Raw genomic sequence first — 16,678 nt, 5'->3', positions numbered from 1 at the left:
TTTATTGAAAAGTAAGGATAACTATGCTAAAATCATATATAATTAAGAGGCAGGAGAAAATTCATGACTAATATACCAAAGGACCCGGTTATCTTATTAAGCTATATGAACACTCAGTTAAGAGACTTTTATCCCTCGCTAAAGGATTGCTGTCAGAGTCTTGGAATTAAGGAAGAGGATATTATCCATACTTTAAATTCCATAGATTATCATTATAATAGAGAGAAAAATCAATTTATATAAACTGGGATATTTCCCGAAAGGGAATGGCTTTGGGTCGTCGCTGATGCGGTGGCCCTTTTTGGAAAAAACCATTTAGACAGGAGGGATTTTCATGCAGACCATAGGAATGCAGGCAGTGGAAGTGTGGAAGTGGATGATGACGCATTTAATCTATATTAATCTGGTTCTTTCCATCATTATTGTCTTTTTTCAGCGCAGAGACCCAAAGGCCGTCTGGACGTGGCTTCTTGCCCTTTATTTTATTCCCGTATTTGGGATTCTTTTTTATCTTCTTTTGGGGCAGGATATGCGAAAGAATAAGATGTTCCGTGTAAAAGAGATAGAGGATCGAATGCGGTATTCCATAAAGAATCAGGAAGAATTTTTAAGAAACAATGATATGAGTCTGGTAACCTCCTTATCCCGTGATTATTCGGATTTGGTGTATTATAACTTAGAAACCTCTGGTTCCGTTCTTACCGTGGACAATGAGGTCACCATATTTACAGACGGAGAAGAAAAATTCAGTGATTTAAGAATGGAGCTTTCCCAGGCTACCCAATTTATTCACCTGCAATATTATATCATAAAGGATGATGAGGTGTTTGATTCCATCATTCCTATTCTCATTGAGCGGGCAAAGGCAGGGGTTGAGGTTCGAATCCTATGCGACGGAATGGGCGGCCGTTTTATGGGAAAATCCAAATGGAAAGTCCTTAAGGATAATGGCGTTAAAGTGGGAATCTTTTTCCCTCCCATTTTGGGTCGTCTGCAGCTTCGGGTCAACTATAGAAATCACAGGAAAATCGTAATTATAGATAACAGAGTTGGCTATGTGGGAGGCTTTAACATCGGGCGGGAATATATTTCCAAGGATTCTAAATTCGGCTATTGGCGGGATACTCATTTAAAGCTAAGCGGCGGTTCTGTTTTAAGCCTTCAGATTCGGTTTGCCCTGGACTGGAATTATGCAGCAGGGGAAAATCTGTTTAAGCACATGAGGTATTTTTGTGAAAGTGATGACGGTAACTGCTTAGAATGCCTTGGTGTGGTTGATCTAAGCCGGGAAAAGAAGAAGCTTGGAATTCAAATCATAGCCAGCGGCCCTGATGCAGGAAACAGACAGATTCGGGATAATTACATCCGGCTGTTTTCAAAGGCAAAGGATCATATTTATATTCAGACTCCCTACTTTGTTCCCGATGATGCGGTACTTTCTGCTTTGATCATTGCAGCCAGATCCGGGGTTGATGTAAGACTTATGATACCCTGCAAACCAGACCATCCATTTGTTTACTGGGCTTCTTATTCCTATGTAGGGGACCTCCTTTCGGCAGGAGCCAAATGCTATACGTATGAAAATGGCTTCCTTCATGCAAAAGGGGTGATGACCGATGGAAAGGTCAGCTCCTTTGGGACGGCTAATATGGATATCAGAAGCTTTGAGCTTAATTTTGAAGTCAATGCAGTCATTTATGATGAAGAGACAACGAAGGAGCTGGAGGCACTGTTTATAGAAGATCTTAAGGTGTGCAAGGAAATCACAAGAGAGAGTTATGGAGAAAGAAGTATCGTTATCCGGATTAAGGAACAGGGCAGCAGACTTTTGTCTCCTCTTTTATAGAATTCATTTTTCGCCGAACATAATTTTAAAAGAACCGGCGCATAATGAAGATTATGAAGACACTAACAAAAATCGATATCAAACAATTACCCATTAACTTCTGCAAATGCGGAATGACAGGCTGGTGCCTGGAGGTTATTTTTACCTCGACGGAATCTTTATTACGCCATGACTGGCGGCTCATGGGACAGACTTCTCTGTTAATGTTTCCAATTTACGGCTTAGGAGCACTCCTTGGGCCAATTGGAGGTATCATTGACCAGTGGGTGAGCCCGGGGCAGAGACTTTCTGCAAGGCCTGCAGATCTGGCGATCCGGCATGGATTCCTTTATATGGTTCTTATTTTTTTAGCCGAATATATCGCAGGGACATTCTTAAGGAGCACAGGAATCTGTCCTTGGGATTATACGGGGCGGAGCACTAACATTGACGGGCTGATCCGTCTGGATTTTGCACCTCTTTGGTTTTTCACAGGACTGTTGTTTGAACAAATCACAAAAAAGAGATGGAGGTAGTATTGTAATTAAAGTCACCATTTTATATAATAGATGAAATGGAGGACGAGATCTATGATACGTTTTATTTTAGTAGCAGCAACAGTCATATTATTTTTGATTTTCAGTATTCCGGTAATCCTTTTTGAATGGATGACAGGAAAGAAGAATCCCCGCTTAAGAGATGAGCAGAGTATCGCAGTGGTGCGGGGAGTTTTTAAAGCACTTCTCTTTATGGCAGGTGTGAAGGTTACTGTTAATGGAAAAGAAAATATTCCAACGGACCGTGCCGTTCTCTATGTGGGAAATCACAGAAGCTATTTTGATATTCTGGTGGGCTATGTAACGGTTCCGGGCCTTATGGGTTTCGTAGCCAAAAAGGAGATGGAAAAAATACCACTCCTCTCAACCTGGATGAAATATGTGAACTGTTTATTTCTTGACCGGAAGAATTTGAAAGAAGGCTTAAAAACCATTCTTACAGGAATCGAACAAGTGAAACATGGTGTATCGGTATGGATCTTTCCCGAAGGAACCAGAAACAAAAATGAAGATCCCACGGAACTTCTGTCCTTTAAGGAAGGAAGTCTTAAAATAGCTGAGAAAAGCGGCTGTCCAGTGATCCCCGTAGCAATGACCGGAACTGCGGAGGTCTTTGAACAGCACCTTCCTTTTATCCGGCCGTCTAAGGTGACCATTACATTTGGCGAGCCTTTCTATTTAAAGGAGCTGGAGCCTGAGCTTCGTAAGTTTCCGGGAGCCTATGCCGAAAAGCGGATTAAGGATATGATTAAGGAACAGTTGGGACAAGTGAGCAGCCAGGAATCATCATACAACGGATAAAGGGAAAATAAGACCTATGAAGAATTTAGACTTGCAGGAAATCAGAAAACAGCTTGACGGAATTGACCAGGAGATGGTAGCCCTTTTTGAGAAACGCATGGAGCTGTGCAGGGAAGTGGCAGAATTTAAGATCGGCACTGGAAAGCCGGTCTATGACGGAGAGCGGGAACAGCAGAAGATAGACTCAGTGACCGGAATGGTGGAAGGGGAGTTCTTAAAGCAGGCAGTCAGAGAGCTTTTCACCCAGATGATGACCATCAGCCGGAATTATCAGTATAAGCAAATGGCTGAAAACGGGCTTAAGGCCAATCATTCCTTTCGGCCAGTAAAGAATTTAAAGCTAAACGGAGTAAGAGTGGTATATCAGGGAGTGGAAGGTGCTTACAGCCATGGAGCTGCCTTAAATTATTTTGGAAATGGGGCCAGCCTGTATCATGTATCCACATGGGATGACGCCATGAAAGAAGTGGAGCTTGGGAATGCTGATTATGCCGTACTTCCCATTGAGAATTCCTCTGCAGGTGCTGTCACGGATAATTATGATCTGTTAATGAAATACGAAAACTACATTGTGGCTGAAACCTTTTTAACCGTAAATCATGCGCTTTTAGGGTTGCCTGGAGCGGAGGAAAAGGATATCAGGACCGTATTTTCTCACCCTCAGGCATTGATGCAGTGCCAGGAATTTCTTAATTCTAACCGTAGCTGGAAACAGATCAGCGTTGAAAATACAGCAGTGGCGGCAAAGAAAGTCATTGAAGAAGGAGACCTTACCCAGGCAGCCGTAGCCAGTGAGACCGCTGGAGAGCTTTATGGGCTTAAGGTATTAAGACCTCAGATAAACACCAACAAAAATAATACCACCCGGTTTATCATTCTTTCCAGGGAAGCGGTATACCAGGAGGAGGCAGGAAAGATAAGCTTAAGCTTTGAGCTTCCACATAAAAGCGGTTCCCTCTATAATATTTTAAGTAACTTTATCTATAACGGAGTCAATATGTTCATGATTGAATCCAGACCAGTCCCGGGCAGAAACTGGGAGTATCGGTTCTTTGTAGATATTGAAGGGAATTTAAGCCATGCATCCATTCAGAATGCTTTAAAGGGCATTTGTGAGGAAGGACGCAATGTAAGAATTTTAGGAAATTATTAAGTACATTTAAAGTTCGGTCTGATTCAGACCGGACTTAAACTTTACATGAGGAGGAAATTTATGAAATCCCAGGAACTGATCCTTTACCGCAATTTCGAATTTAGAGAACTTTTTGACCAGATTGCAGCACTCATTTCCCATTCAGGAGAGGAGTCTCAAAAAGCAATGCCGGATTCCTATGCCTGCGCCGGACGGCTGACCCAGATAGCGTCTGTTTATGGGTTTCATGGGAATCTTTGGCATTGCTTTTTAACATTATGCCTGGTAAACCATGAAAACCCATACAGCACTGCCTGTGAAATCACCGGGCCTATAAAAGGCACATTAAATGAACTGGCAGTCCATGATTTTTCCATCTTCCGGGAGCTGTTTCAGTATGATTTAAGCCTTTTAGATGGGAGTTCCGGCTTAAGTATCTGGTCAGCCTTAAAAAGCTATGAGGCTCCAGATGAAGGGAATGGAGTTTATGACAGTGAGACCAGGGATCAGATTCTGTCACTTGCTGCTGTACTTTCAAGCACTTTAGATGTGCAGGAATTTAAAGAAGCAGTTACTGACTTCTACCGCGGGTTCGGAGTGGGAAAGTTTGCCTTAAATAAGGCATTTCGAATCGAAGACGAGGGAGCGGAGCTTAAAATCCTTCCCATCACCAATATAGAACCGGTACGCCTCTCTCACATCATTGGATATGAGCGCCAGAAGCAGAAGCTTGTGGAAAATACAGAAGCTTTTTTAGATGGGAAGGCGGCAAACAATGTACTTTTATTTGGGGACAGCGGTACAGGCAAGTCCTCAAGCATCAAAGCCATTTTAAATGAATATTATGACAGAGGCCTCCGAATTATAGAAGTCTACAAACACCAGTTTCAGATGCTTTCAAAGCTTCAGGAGCAGTTAAAGGACCGGAATTACAAGTTCATCATCTATATGGACGATTTATCCTTTGAGGATACGGAGCTGGAATATAAGTATCTAAAAGCGATCATCGAAGGAGGACTTGGAATCAGGCCGGGCAATGTGTTGATTTATGCCACCTCCAACCGCCGCCATCTGATACGGGAGAAGTTCAGCGATAAGAGACAACTGGATGATGAATTACATAACAATGACACCGTCCAGGAAAAGCTTTCTTTGGTTGCCCGCTTTGGCGTTACCATCTATTATGGCTCTCCGGACAAAGCAGAATTTCTAAATATCGTAAAGGAGCTGGCAGACCGTTATGATCTGGGGATACAGCCGGAAGAGCTTTATGCCAAGGCAAATATATGGGAACTTCAGCATGGAGGTCTATCTGGAAGAACGGCCAGTCAGTTCATCACTCATATATTAGGAAAAAGGGAAGAAATTTGAAGAAAGTTGTAAGATTTTACCTGGATTTAACACAATAATCATTGGGATAGAGTAAAATAGGTATAAACGCCCGCTACATGGGCGGTAAGGAGGACAAGTATGGCAATCAAGATATTTGCTGCCATCGATGTGGGATCGTTTGAACTGGAGCTGGGCATCTATGAGATATCTGTCAAAAATGGAATCAATAAGATCGATCATGTTCGCCATGTTATCGCCCTTGGCAGGGATACCTACAACAATGGTAAAATCAGCTATGAGCTGGTGGAAGAGATGTGCAGCGTAATCAGGGACTTTGCCGGAATCATGCAGTCGTATAAGGTCATTGGGTATCGTGCTTATGCCACAAGTGCCTTACGGGAGGCTAAAAACAGCCAGATCGTACTGGATCAGGTCCGTGTCAGGACCGGAATAGAGGTACAGATCATAAGCAATTCTGAGCAGCGTTTCATCAGCTATAAAGCCATCGCATCAAAAGATGCGGAGTTCAGCAAAATCATAGAAAAAGGAACTGCCATTGTTGATGTGGGCTTTGGCAGCATGCAGGTATCTCTCTTTGATAAGGATGCCCTTGTTTCCACTCAGAACCTGATGCTTGGAGTACTGCGGATTCGGGAAATGATGGCTGACGTACAGGTCAGTGCCAAAATGCAGAACACCCTCATTGAAGAGATGGTGGATAATGAGCTTTATACCTTCCGAAAGGTTTATTTAAAGGACCGGCAGATAAAAAGTCTGATTGGGATCGGGGAGAGCATACTCTATCTTTCCAGAGGCAGCAATGGCGGCAAGGCAGTGGAACGGATTACCGCGGAGGAGTATGGGGAATTTTACGAAAAGCTGTTAAAGATGTCAGTGGAAGGGATTCAGGAACGGTTCGGAGTCAATGCAGAATATGCCGCCCTTTTAGTTCCTGCCGCCATTATCTTTAAATGCGTGTTAGAAATCACGGGAGCAGATATGTTCTGGATTCCGGGAATACGTCTTTGTGACAGCATAGCAGCCGAATATGCCGAGGAAACGAAGGCAGTGAAATTTCATCACGATTTTTCCGAGGACATTTTAGCCGCCTCCAGAAATATGGCAAAGCGGTACAAATGCCATGGCCCACATACCTCTATTATGGAAAAATATGTGGTGGATCTTTTCGACAGCATGAAAAAATATCACGGCATGGGAAAAAGAGAACGGCTTCTTTTACAGATTGCAGCTATTTTACACGCCTGCGGAAAATTTATTTCCATGAAAAAACCCAGCGAATCTGCCTATAATATTATTATGTCCACAGAGATTATTGGATTGTCCCATATGGAACGGGAAATCATAGCCAATGTGGTCCGGTATAACGGAGTGGAATTTGATTACAGCCGGATGCATTTAAATGAAGAGCTGTTTCGAAATACAAAAGGGGAACTATCCAAAGAGGATATTACCATTCTCATGGCAAAGCTGACCGCCATCTTAAGGCTTGCCAATTCCATGGATCGAAGCCATAAACAAAAGCTGTCAGACAGCCGTATGAATGTGAAAAACGGGCAGCTTTTGGTGACCACTTCCTATGAGGGAGATATTACCCTGGAATCTGTTTCCTTTAGCCAGAAGGCGGAATTCTTTGAAGAGATTTTTGGAATAAGGCCAGTCTTAAAGCAGAAGAGGAGGTTGACCTGATGGCAGACATCAATGAAATATTTAACAATCCGAATAATTATGTTAACCGGGAGCTGAGCTGGATCGAGTTTAATTACCGGGTTCTTGGTGAGGCGAGAGATAAGAGCCTTCCTTTGCTTGAAAGAATTAAATTTTTAGGCATCACAGCCTCCAATTTAGATGAGTTCTACATGGTCCGTGTGGCTTCCTTAAAAGACATGGTCCATGCCAAATATACAAAGCCTGATATTGCAGGCTTAAAACCAGGAGAGCAGCTGGAAAAAATCAGTGAGAAGACTCATGAGCTGGTAGCTCTCCAATATTCCACCTATAACCGCTCCTTACTTCCAGCTTTAAAGCAAAATGGAATTCAAGTCATTGTAAATCATGAAGATCTAAATGAAGAAGAAGGAAATTTTGCAGACAACTATTTTGAACGTGATGTTTATCCGGTTCTCACCCCAATGGCAGTGGATTCCTCCAGACCATTTCCCCTGATTCGGAATAAGTCCTTAAACATTGCAGCGCTTCTTAAGAAAAAGAGCGGGGAAGAAGAACTGGAATTTGCCATGGTCCAGGTTCCAAGCGTGCTTCCAAGGATTGTTAAGTTCCCGAAAAAAGAAGGGGAAGAGCAAAAGGTAATCCTGCTGGAACAAATTATCGAGCGGAATATGGGAAGCCTGTTCTTAAATTACAACGTAGTCACAGCCAGTCCTTTCCGGGTCATGAGAAATGCGGATCTGACCATTGATGAAGAAGAAGCTGTGGACCTTTTAGAAGAGATTCAAAAGCAGTTGAAAAAAAGACAGTGGGGCGAGGCCATCCGCCTTGAGGTGGAAGAAAAAATCGATAAAGGTCTCTTGAAAATATTAAAAAGGGAGCTTACCATCAGCTCCAGTGACATCTTTTTAATCAGTGGCCCTTTGGATCTTACCTTTTTAATGAAGCTGTATGGAGTGAAAGGATTCGAACACTTAAAGGCAGTTCCCTATGTCCCCCAGCAGGTGCCGGAATTAATGAATGAGGATGATATCTTTACCAATATCAGAAAGGGAGATATTTTGCTTCATCATCCATATGAGACCTTTGACCCTGTCGTAAATTTTGTAAAGGCAGCGGCAAAAGACCCTGAAGTTCTGGCTATCAAACAGACGCTTTACCGGGTCAGCGGAAATTCTCCCATTGTAGCTGCTTTGGAAGAGGCCGCTGATAATCGGAAGCAGGTTTCTGTACTGGTGGAATTAAAAGCTCGTTTCGATGAGGAAAATAATATTAACTGGGCAAAGAAACTTGAAAAAGCAGGCTGTCACGTGATTTACGGGCTGGTAGGCTTAAAGACCCATTCAAAGATTACCCTGGTAGTTCGAAGAGAAGAAGATGGAATCAGACGGTACGTTCATCTGGGAACGGGAAACTATAATGATTCCACAGCAAAGCTTTATACGGATTTTGGGTTAATGACCTGCAATCCTCAGATTGGAGAGGATGCCACGGCAGTCTTTAATATGCTGTCCGGTTATTCTGAGCCCTTGCAGTGGAATAAACTGGTGGTCGCCCCTATCTGGCTGAGAGCCAGGTTTTTAAAGATGATCCGCCGGGAAACAAAGAATGCAAAAGCAGGAAAACAGGCCCATATCATCGCAAAGATGAATTCTCTTTGTGATAAGGATATTATCGCCGCTCTTTATGAGGCTTCCTGTGCCGGAGTGAAGGTTCAGCTCATTGTAAGAGGAATCTGCAGTTTAAGAGCAGGCGTCCCCGGATTAAGTGAAAATATTACGGTACGCTCCATAATCGGAAATTTCCTGGAGCACGCCAGAATCTTCTATTTTGATAATGATGGAAGCCCGGAGCTTTACCTGGGAAGTGCAGACTGGATGCCAAGAAACTTAGATAAACGAGTGGAAATCATGTTCCCGGTAGAAGATGAGGATTTAAAAGAAAGGATTATCAAGGTCCTTTTGATACAATTAGAGGATAATGTAAAATCCCACATTCTGTTACCCGATGGAACCTATGAAAAACCGGACCGGAGAGGCCGGGTCCAGAGAAACAGCCAGGAGGATTTCTGTGAGGAGGCAAAGCTTTTAGTCAAGGCTGAGCTTAAGAAATTAAACCCTCAGGCAAGCCGGGTATTTATCCCCAATGAGGGCCAGAGCTAACTGGAAAATTCAGGTGTCAATTACCGTTTTATAGGATTTTTGTAAGAAAATAGTAAGGCAAAGATACCTTTCTTGTGGTAGAATGGATGCAGGCTTTTCTGTGTAAAAAGAAGAGCCGCTTACATAACGACAAGGGAGGTATTTTTTCATGTCCGAGACAATAAGCATACTGGTTGTGGATGATGAGAAGGAGATTGCAGATCTGGTTGAAATCTATCTGGTTAGTGATGGATATAAAGTATATAAGGCAAACCACGCAGAGGAGGGCCTTGAGATACTGGAAAAGCATCAGATTCATCTGGTTCTTTTAGACATCATGATGCCTGGAATGGATGGACTTTCCATGTGCAGGAAGATACGAGAGACAAATAATATCCCCATTATCATGCTAAGTGCAAAATCCACTGATTTAGATAAGATACTTGGCCTTGGTACCGGGGCAGATGATTACGTAACAAAGCCGTTTAATCCGCTGGAGCTTACGGCACGTGTAAAATCACAGCTTCGCCGCTATACCCAGTTAAACCCAAACAGCTCGGTAAATGAAGCAGCCAAGAATGAAATTGCCATTCGCGGGCTGACCATTAATAAGGATAATCATAAGGTAACCGTTTACGGAGAAGAGATTAAACTGACTCCCATAGAATTTGACATTCTATATTTGCTGGCTTCCAATCCGGGCCGGGTGTTCAGTACCGATGAGATATTTGAAAAGGTCTGGAACGAAAAGGTTTATGAAGCCAACAACACCGTAATGGTACATATCAGACGTCTGCGCGGCAAGATGAAGGAAGACACCAGACAGAATAAGATCATCACCACTGTTTGGGGGGTAGGATACAAAATTGAAAAGTGATATCAATCGCCGTTTTCATGCCAGGGTCGTAGCCAACATTTTTTACAGTGCTGTGGTCACGATCCTGATAGAACTTTTTCTTGTAACCAATATTTCCCTCATCGCTTCGTATATGCGTAATACAGACAGGGACAATGCCTTTGTGGAGCTTCTTACCACCTTTGATGCCGTAGTGATTCTTATTTATGTTGTTTTTGGAATCGGTATTTTTACGGTCACCTTTCTTTTATTACAGGAAAAATCCATGCGATATATTGCCAAGATATCTAGCGCCATGCACAGCATTTCCGAAGGAGATCTAAACATTACGGTAGATATCGAAGGGGATGATGAATTTTCCATAATGGCAGCCAGCTTAAATAAGATGGTGGGCGATTTAAAAGAGCTGATGGATAAGGAAAGAGAGGCAGAACGGACGAAGAATGAGCTGATTACCAACATCGCTCATGATTTAAGGACTCCTCTTACTTCCATCAACGGTTACTTAGAGCTTTTATCCGGTGATACGAAGCTTGATCCTGAGGTTCAGAAAAAGTACATAGGAATCGCATACGTAAAGACAAAACGGCTGGAAAAGCTGATTGAAGATTTATTCGGATTTACAAAACTAAATTACGGAAAGATGTCCATGCACGTATCAAGAGTGGATGTGATAAAGCTTTTAAGCCAGCTTTTAGAGGAGTTTTATCCCAGCTTTGTGGATAAGAACTTATCCTACGAGCTTCAAAGCAATGTCCCCGCTATGGTAATCGCAGCGGATGGAAATCTTTTGGCGCGCCTGTTTGACAATCTTATCAACAACGCCATCAAATACGGAGCCGATGGGAAACGGATTCTGGTAAAAGTGAATGGCAACGAAGAGCAGGTGACAGTCTCTGTGGTCAATTACGGTTATGTGATTCCAGCAGACGAACTGCCTCTGATCTTTAATAAATTCTACCGGGTGGAGCAGTCCCGCTCCACAGATACAGGAGGAACAGGTCTTGGCCTTGCCATTGCAAAGAACATTGTAGATATGCACGGCGGATCCATTGACGTAACCAGTGATTTGTCCGGCACTGTATTTTCGGTTAAGCTTAAGGTTGATTTTGATGTGAACAAAGAGAACTTTGGAAAGATAGGATGATACAGGATGAATTTCAAGAAGATATCCCTGATTTTTGCCATAGCGCTTACCATAGCAGGCAGCATGAAGCTGCCTGCTTTCGGCATGGTAGCCACAGATGCCAATTCTCAGGAAAATGAATTTAATGCGGTTTCTGAATCGGAAATCTCCATGGATGTTTCCTATGGATATGATGGAAATGCAAAAAGCGGACGTTTTGTACCCGTGAATGTAACAGTAAAAAGCGACCAGGACACCCCATTTTCCGGCACCCTTCGGGTGGAGGCCATGGAATCGGATTTTGATATTTACCAGTATGATTATCCGGTAAGCTTAAAAGGGATGGAAATCCTTGATCAATCCCTGGATATTCCCGCGGGGAGGGCAGACACCCTCTATGTGAAGCTTTTAGATCAAAGTGGAAATGAGCTGATTCGAAAACGATTAAAAACCAATATCACTCCGGAAACAGCAGAACTCTTTGTAGGCATTTTATCGGATAATGCAGAAAAGCTTTCCTATATGGAGGGAGTGGGAGTCAATTACAGCTCTGTCCGTATCAAGACCTTTAACATGAAGACGGAAAAGATGCCGGATCATGTAATCGGACTGGATGTTCTTGATGTCCTTGTTATCACCGATTACGATACCAAACAGCTTTCCAAAGAGCAGATGTCAGCGATTTGGGCGTGGGTTAAGGAAGGCGGCACCCTTCTTCTTGGCACTGGAGCCAGAGCAGATGATACGCTTTTTGCGTTCCAATCGGACCTTTTGGAGAAGCAATATGCACCTCCGGCGGAACGGTCTGTGGATATGGGGGTGGAATATTCCACCAATGGACCTGGTGACTCCTTTTTAAATCTTGTGTGCGCTGATGTTTCCTTAAAGGGAGGTACAGGGGTTTTTTCCAATGACCAGTTTTCCGTCCTTAGCTCCGTATCCAAGGGAAAAGGTACCGTTGGAGTGGCTGCCTATGATTTTGCAGACATTTCCGCATTTTGTGAGACCCACCGCTCCTATGTGGATAAGCTTTTTACCACCATTTTGGGAGATACCAGGTTAAACAACTTATCCTCATATCTATATAGCGGAAATTCCGGCCAGTTCTGGTCCGTTCAAAACATGCTCAATACAGGCAATGTAGATAAGCTTCCAAAGCTTGCTCTTTATATCGTATTAATCCTGGGCTATATTATCCTGGTGGGACCCGTGCTTTATCTCTATTTGAAAAAGAAGGAGAGAAGAGGATATTACAGGACCGCAGTAGTGGTGGTTTCCTTTATCTTTACCTCAGTCATATACTTGACGGGAATTAAGACCCGATTTAAGGATACCTTCTTTACCTATGCCACTATTTTGGATTCCACCAAGGATTATGTGGATGAATATACCTATATTAATATGAGGACTCCTTATAACAATGCTTATACCATTTCACTGGACCCTTCTTATAGGATTTTGCCGATTACAAGGAGCAACAACTATGACATGTCTCCTGTCCCCAAGTTCCTTGGAGATGAAGATTATAAAGTAAGAGTGGGATACGGAAATGGCGACACAAAGGTTTCCGTTCAGAACGCAGCAGCATTTACACCCAAATATTTCTCCCTGCAAAAGAGGGCTCCCAATACGGATCATAGAGGACTTCTTGGTGATATTACGCTGTCAGACGGAAAGGTCTACGGAACTGTGACCAATGAATACCCCTTCCCCGTAGAGAAGGTGGGAGTTCTTATGTACGGTAAGATGATTCTGCTAGAGGAATTAAAGCCTGGGGAGACCGTTAAATTAGATGGTGCTCCGGTCATTAATTATCCCATTAATAACGCCTTTAACGTATCAGCCAGAGTAACAGGCAGCTATCAGTATCCAAAGGCAGATATTGACAATCCAGATTATATGCTGGCTTTATCAAGAACCAATATTTTAAGCTTTTATCTGGATAAATATTCCACGGCCTATAATCAGGAAGCCAGAATTGTAGCCTTCAGCAGCAATCAGACCGACAGCCAGTTCCTTACCAAAGGAAACTATGAGACCTTTGGAATGTCCATGTTCACCTCCACTCTGGATGTAAACACGAGGAAGTATGGAGTCGTCTCTCATTCGGCACTGATAAAACCGCCAAAAGTAATCAGCGGGCAGTATTACTCTGATTCCAACGCAACCTATGCGGTCGATCCGGTAGCCCTGGAGTATTTCCTGGGAAATGACCTTGAGATTGACAAATTGTCCTTTGAAAATCCTTCCGCGGACTTTACAAACAATGATAACGCTTCCTACATCAACCTGTTTAAGGGGGATATTTATTTTTACAATCACGACACAGGGAATTACGATGTCATGACTGCCGGAAAGCTGGTCTATACAGCTGGGGAGCTGACCCCCTATTTATCACCGGGCAATACCCTTACCGTTAAATATGTAAGCGACGATGCGGAAGGAAAGAACTGGTATATAACACTGCCAATGCTCACGGTTACAGGAAGGGATAAATGATGTTAGAAATCAAAAATTTATGGAAAAAATTCGGTAAGTTCCATGCCTTAAATGGTTTGGACCTAACGATTCCCGAAGGTTCCCTTTATGGATTTGTGGGGCCAAACGGTGCGGGGAAAACAACCACCATTAAGATCATGACTGGACTCTTATCGGCAGACTGCGGCCAGGTCCTCATCCGTGGTACCGATGTGACCAGAGGGTTAAATGATTTAAAGCTAAGCATTGGTTATGTGCCTGATTTTTTCGGCGTGTATGACAATTTAAGGGTCAACGAATACATGGAGTTTTTTGCTTCCTGCTATGGACTTGATGGGCTTAAAGCCAGAAACCGGTATATGACCCTTTTAGAGCAGGTGGGCTTGGAAGACAAGGTAAACTTTTATGTAGACAGCTTATCAAGAGGTATGAAGCAGCGTCTGTGCCTGGCAAGGGCTTTAATCCATGATCCCCTTCTTCTGGTTCTTGACGAGCCTGCTTCCGGTCTGGACCCAAGGACCCGATTTGAATTCAAGGAGATTTTAAAAGAGTTAAAGGATCAGGGAAAGACCATATTCATAAGCTCCCACGTGCTGTCGGAGCTATCAGAGCTTTGTACGGACATCGGAATCATTGACCAGGGGAAGATGGTACTGGGAGGAAGCATGGAAGAGATCCTTCACAGGGTCAATGCCACCAATCCCTTAATCATCGCAGTTCTTGGCAATAAAGAAAGGGCTCTTTCCATCTTAAAGAGCCAGCCCTGCGTTCAGACCATAGCCGTGAAGGATCAGGATATCCGGGTGAATTTCATTGGCGATGAACAGGATGAGGCCCTTCTCCTACAACAGCTTGTGGATGCGGAGGTTCTGATCCGCGGGTTTTACAGAGAGCAGGGGAGCTTAGAGACCCTGTTCATGCAGATAACCGATCATGATAAAGAAAAGGCGGTGCTTGTACATGAAAACGAACCCGGTCTATAAACGGGAAATAACGGTCAGCTCCAGAAGCTTCCGTCTGGCCCTCATTCTTGTGCTGTTTAATTCCATACTGGCCCTGGTAGTTCTTCTTAATATGTACTCCGTGGTGGAACAGGTGAAGATGACAGCTGAGATTCAGTATTCATCCTTTATTAACATATACGTTTTCGTAGCAGTGGTGGAATTCGTCATGCTCATGTTCATCATGCCGGCTCTTACAGCGGCCAGTGTCAGCGGGGAGAGAGAACGCCAGACCCTGGATCTTCTTCTCACCACCACCATGAAGCCATGGGAGATCATCTGGGGAAAATTAATGGCTTCCTTTGGAACCATGTTTTTAATGGTCATGTCAAGCTTTCCCCTTCTTTCCGTCTCATTTGTATATGGAGGCGTGACCGCTTCTGATATATTTATTTTGCTTTTATGCTATCTTGCCGTGGCTCTTCTTTGCGGAAGCATGGGAATCTGCTTTTCTTCTATTTTTAAGCGTTCTACCATTGCTACAGTAGTAAGCTATGGAGTGCTGGTGATGATTGCGGCCGGTACCTATGCCATCAATATATTTGCCTTATCCATTGCCCGCTTAAATGTGGTCAATACCTATGCATCCTCGGTCAGCGGCATTGCAGACCAGGCAAATTCCGGTTCATTCCTGTATCTTCTTTTATTAAATCCTGTGGCAACATTTTATGTAATGATAAACACCCAGGCTGGAGATAATCAGGTATTAAAGAGTCTTAACAACTGGTTCGGTCCTCACCCTCAAAATGGAATTATGGATCACTGGGTAGTTTTAAGCATTTTCATCCAGCTTGTCCTGGCAGCTATATTCCTTTTTATTGCGGTGAAGGCTATCAGCCCTTCCAACGGAAAACGAATGAAAAACACCAAGTAACAGGAGGTTTTATGTTAACAATAGGATGTCATTTATCATCGGCCAAAGGCTACCTTGCCATGGGTAAGGATGCCAAGGCCATTGATGCAAATACGTTTCAGTTTTTTACAAGAAATCCAAGAGGAACCAAAGCCAAAGCCATGAATCCGGCCGATGTGGAACGTTTTCTTCTCTTTGCAGAAGAAAACGCCATTGGCCGGATTCTGGCTCATGCGCCTTATACGTTAAATGCCTGCTCCGCAGATGAGAATCTCCGTACCCTCGCCAGGGATACCATGAAGGATGATCTGATGCGAATGGAATACACTCCGGGGAATTCCTATAATTTTCATCCGGGAAGCCATGTGGGACAGGGCGTTGAAACAGGAATTCAGTTTATTGCAGATATGCTCAATGGGATACTTACTCCGGAGTTTCACACCACGGTCCTGTTAGAGACCATGGCAGGTAAGGGAAGTGAAGTAGGCCGGGAATTTGAGGAATTAAGAGAAATTCTTGACCGGGTGGAGTTAAACCAGCAAATGGGAGTCTGTCTCGACACCTGCCATGTGTGGGATGGTGGCTATGACATTGTAAATGATCTTGATGGTGTGCTTCACCATTTTGATGAAGTCATCGGTCTTTCCCGTTTAAAGGCCATTCACCTAAATGACAGCCAGAACCCATTAGGAGCCCACAAGGACCGCCATGCAAAAATAGGAGAAGGCTATATCGGAGCCGAGGCCTTAAAGCGGATTGTGACTCATCCGGTTCTTAAAGAACTTCCATTTTACTTAGAAACACCCAATGACTTATCAGGATACGCCAAGGAAATTGTTATGATGAGGAATGCCTGATGGCGTATTTACCAATCCTATAGTATAATAGAG

The 16,678-nt window shown here is 43.4% G+C and carries 14 protein-coding genes; all 14 read left to right on the top strand.

Annotation, left to right across the window (positions count from 1 at the left end; all coding sequences use genetic code 11):
- Nucleotides 1–63: 63 nt before the first annotated feature.
- Nucleotides 64–243, top strand: coding sequence for a DUF4250 domain-containing protein (locus tag T546_RS0112855; protein ID WP_026891957.1), 180 nt, complete (start codon nt 64–66; stop codon nt 241–243).
- 91 nt (nt 244–334) lie between these two features.
- Nucleotides 335–1,846 (top strand): cardiolipin synthase, encoded by a 1,512-nt coding sequence (gene cls, locus T546_RS0112850; RefSeq protein WP_026891956.1) that lies wholly within the window; start codon nt 335–337, stop codon nt 1,844–1,846.
- A gap of 44 nt (nt 1,847–1,890) precedes the next feature.
- Nucleotides 1,891–2,361 carry a putative ABC transporter permease gene (locus tag T546_RS0112845; protein WP_026891955.1) on the top strand — a complete coding sequence of 157 codons (471 nt, stop codon included), beginning with the start codon at nt 1,891–1,893 and terminating at the stop codon, nt 2,359–2,361.
- Nucleotides 2,362–2,415: 54 nt separating this feature from the next.
- Nucleotides 2,416–3,183 (top strand): lysophospholipid acyltransferase family protein, encoded by a 768-nt coding sequence (locus tag T546_RS0112840; protein ID WP_026891954.1) that lies wholly within the window; start codon nt 2,416–2,418, stop codon nt 3,181–3,183.
- 16 nt (nt 3,184–3,199) lie between these two features.
- On the top strand, nt 3,200–4,336 hold the full coding sequence (gene pheA / locus T546_RS0112835; protein WP_026891953.1) for a prephenate dehydratase: 1,137 nt from the start codon (nt 3,200–3,202) through the stop codon (nt 4,334–4,336).
- A 60-nt stretch (nt 4,337–4,396) separates the two neighbouring features.
- Nucleotides 4,397–5,686 (top strand): ATP-binding protein, encoded by a 1,290-nt coding sequence (locus T546_RS0112830; protein WP_026891952.1) that lies wholly within the window; start codon nt 4,397–4,399, stop codon nt 5,684–5,686.
- 99 nt (nt 5,687–5,785) lie between these two features.
- Nucleotides 5,786–7,354, top strand: a complete 1,569-nt coding sequence (locus T546_RS0112825; RefSeq protein WP_026891951.1) for a Ppx/GppA phosphatase family protein — start codon at nt 5,786–5,788, stop codon at nt 7,352–7,354.
- Entirely contained in the window at nt 7,354–9,495 is a 2,142-nt protein-coding gene (locus tag T546_RS0112820; protein ID WP_026891950.1) for an RNA degradosome polyphosphate kinase, read from the top strand. Before T546_RS0112825 ends, T546_RS0112820 begins: the two co-directional genes overlap by 1 nt.
- 148 nt (nt 9,496–9,643) lie before the next feature.
- Nucleotides 9,644–10,351 (top strand): response regulator transcription factor, encoded by a 708-nt coding sequence (locus T546_RS0112815; RefSeq protein WP_024834803.1) that lies wholly within the window; start codon nt 9,644–9,646, stop codon nt 10,349–10,351.
- Nucleotides 10,341–11,477, top strand: coding sequence for a sensor histidine kinase (locus tag T546_RS0112810; RefSeq protein WP_026891949.1), 1,137 nt, complete (start codon nt 10,341–10,343; stop codon nt 11,475–11,477). The genes T546_RS0112815 and T546_RS0112810 overlap by 11 nt, the downstream gene beginning before the upstream one ends.
- Before the next feature lie 6 nt (nt 11,478–11,483).
- Entirely contained in the window at nt 11,484–13,955 is a 2,472-nt protein-coding gene (locus T546_RS0112805; protein WP_026891948.1) for a hypothetical protein, read from the top strand.
- On the top strand, nt 13,955–14,917 hold the full coding sequence (locus T546_RS0112800; RefSeq protein WP_024834806.1) for an ABC transporter ATP-binding protein: 963 nt from the start codon (nt 13,955–13,957) through the stop codon (nt 14,915–14,917). The genes T546_RS0112805 and T546_RS0112800 overlap by 1 nt, the downstream gene beginning before the upstream one ends.
- Complete coding sequence (locus T546_RS0112795) at nt 14,895–15,809, top strand: ABC transporter permease (protein WP_026891947.1); 915 nt, start codon at nt 14,895–14,897, stop codon at nt 15,807–15,809. The genes T546_RS0112800 and T546_RS0112795 overlap by 23 nt, the downstream gene beginning before the upstream one ends.
- An 11-nt stretch (nt 15,810–15,820) precedes the next feature.
- Nucleotides 15,821–16,645, top strand: coding sequence for a deoxyribonuclease IV (locus T546_RS0112790; protein WP_026891946.1), 825 nt, complete (start codon nt 15,821–15,823; stop codon nt 16,643–16,645).
- Nucleotides 16,646–16,678 lie beyond the last annotated feature (33 nt).

This window comes from [Clostridium] aerotolerans DSM 5434 (assembly GCF_000687555.1).
In the GTDB taxonomy this organism is placed as follows: domain Bacteria; phylum Bacillota; class Clostridia; order Lachnospirales; family Lachnospiraceae; genus Lacrimispora; species Lacrimispora aerotolerans.
Note: the sequence above shows the minus strand (reverse complement) of the source record. Positions and strands in the feature narration are given on the sequence as shown.

Bases quoted from the DNA above. Each gene is read 5' to 3' on its own strand.
- T546_RS0112840 (WP_026891954.1), top strand. From the start codon at position 2,416: ATGATACGTTTTATTTTAGTAGCAGCAACAGTCATATTATTTTTGATT.
- T546_RS0112820 (WP_026891950.1), top strand. From the start codon at position 7,354: ATGGCAGACATCAATGAAATATTTAACAATCCGAATAATTATGTTAAC.
- cls (WP_026891956.1), top strand. From the start codon at position 335: ATGCAGACCATAGGAATGCAGGCAGTGGAAGTGTGGAAGTGGATGATG.
- T546_RS0112845 (WP_026891955.1), top strand. From the start codon at position 1,891: ATGAAGATTATGAAGACACTAACAAAAATCGATATCAAACAATTACCC.
- T546_RS0112855 (WP_026891957.1), top strand. From the start codon at position 64: ATGACTAATATACCAAAGGACCCGGTTATCTTATTAAGCTATATGAAC.
- pheA (WP_026891953.1), top strand. From the start codon at position 3,200: ATGAAGAATTTAGACTTGCAGGAAATCAGAAAACAGCTTGACGGAATT.
- T546_RS0112790 (WP_026891946.1), top strand. From the start codon at position 15,821: ATGTTAACAATAGGATGTCATTTATCATCGGCCAAAGGCTACCTTGCC.
- T546_RS0112815 (WP_024834803.1), top strand. From the start codon at position 9,644: ATGTCCGAGACAATAAGCATACTGGTTGTGGATGATGAGAAGGAGATT.
- T546_RS0112825 (WP_026891951.1), top strand. From the start codon at position 5,786: ATGGCAATCAAGATATTTGCTGCCATCGATGTGGGATCGTTTGAACTG.
- T546_RS0112805 (WP_026891948.1), top strand. From the start codon at position 11,484: ATGAATTTCAAGAAGATATCCCTGATTTTTGCCATAGCGCTTACCATA.
- T546_RS0112800 (WP_024834806.1), top strand. From the start codon at position 13,955: ATGTTAGAAATCAAAAATTTATGGAAAAAATTCGGTAAGTTCCATGCC.
- T546_RS0112830 (WP_026891952.1), top strand. From the start codon at position 4,397: ATGAAATCCCAGGAACTGATCCTTTACCGCAATTTCGAATTTAGAGAA.
- T546_RS0112795 (WP_026891947.1), top strand. From the start codon at position 14,895: ATGAAAACGAACCCGGTCTATAAACGGGAAATAACGGTCAGCTCCAGA.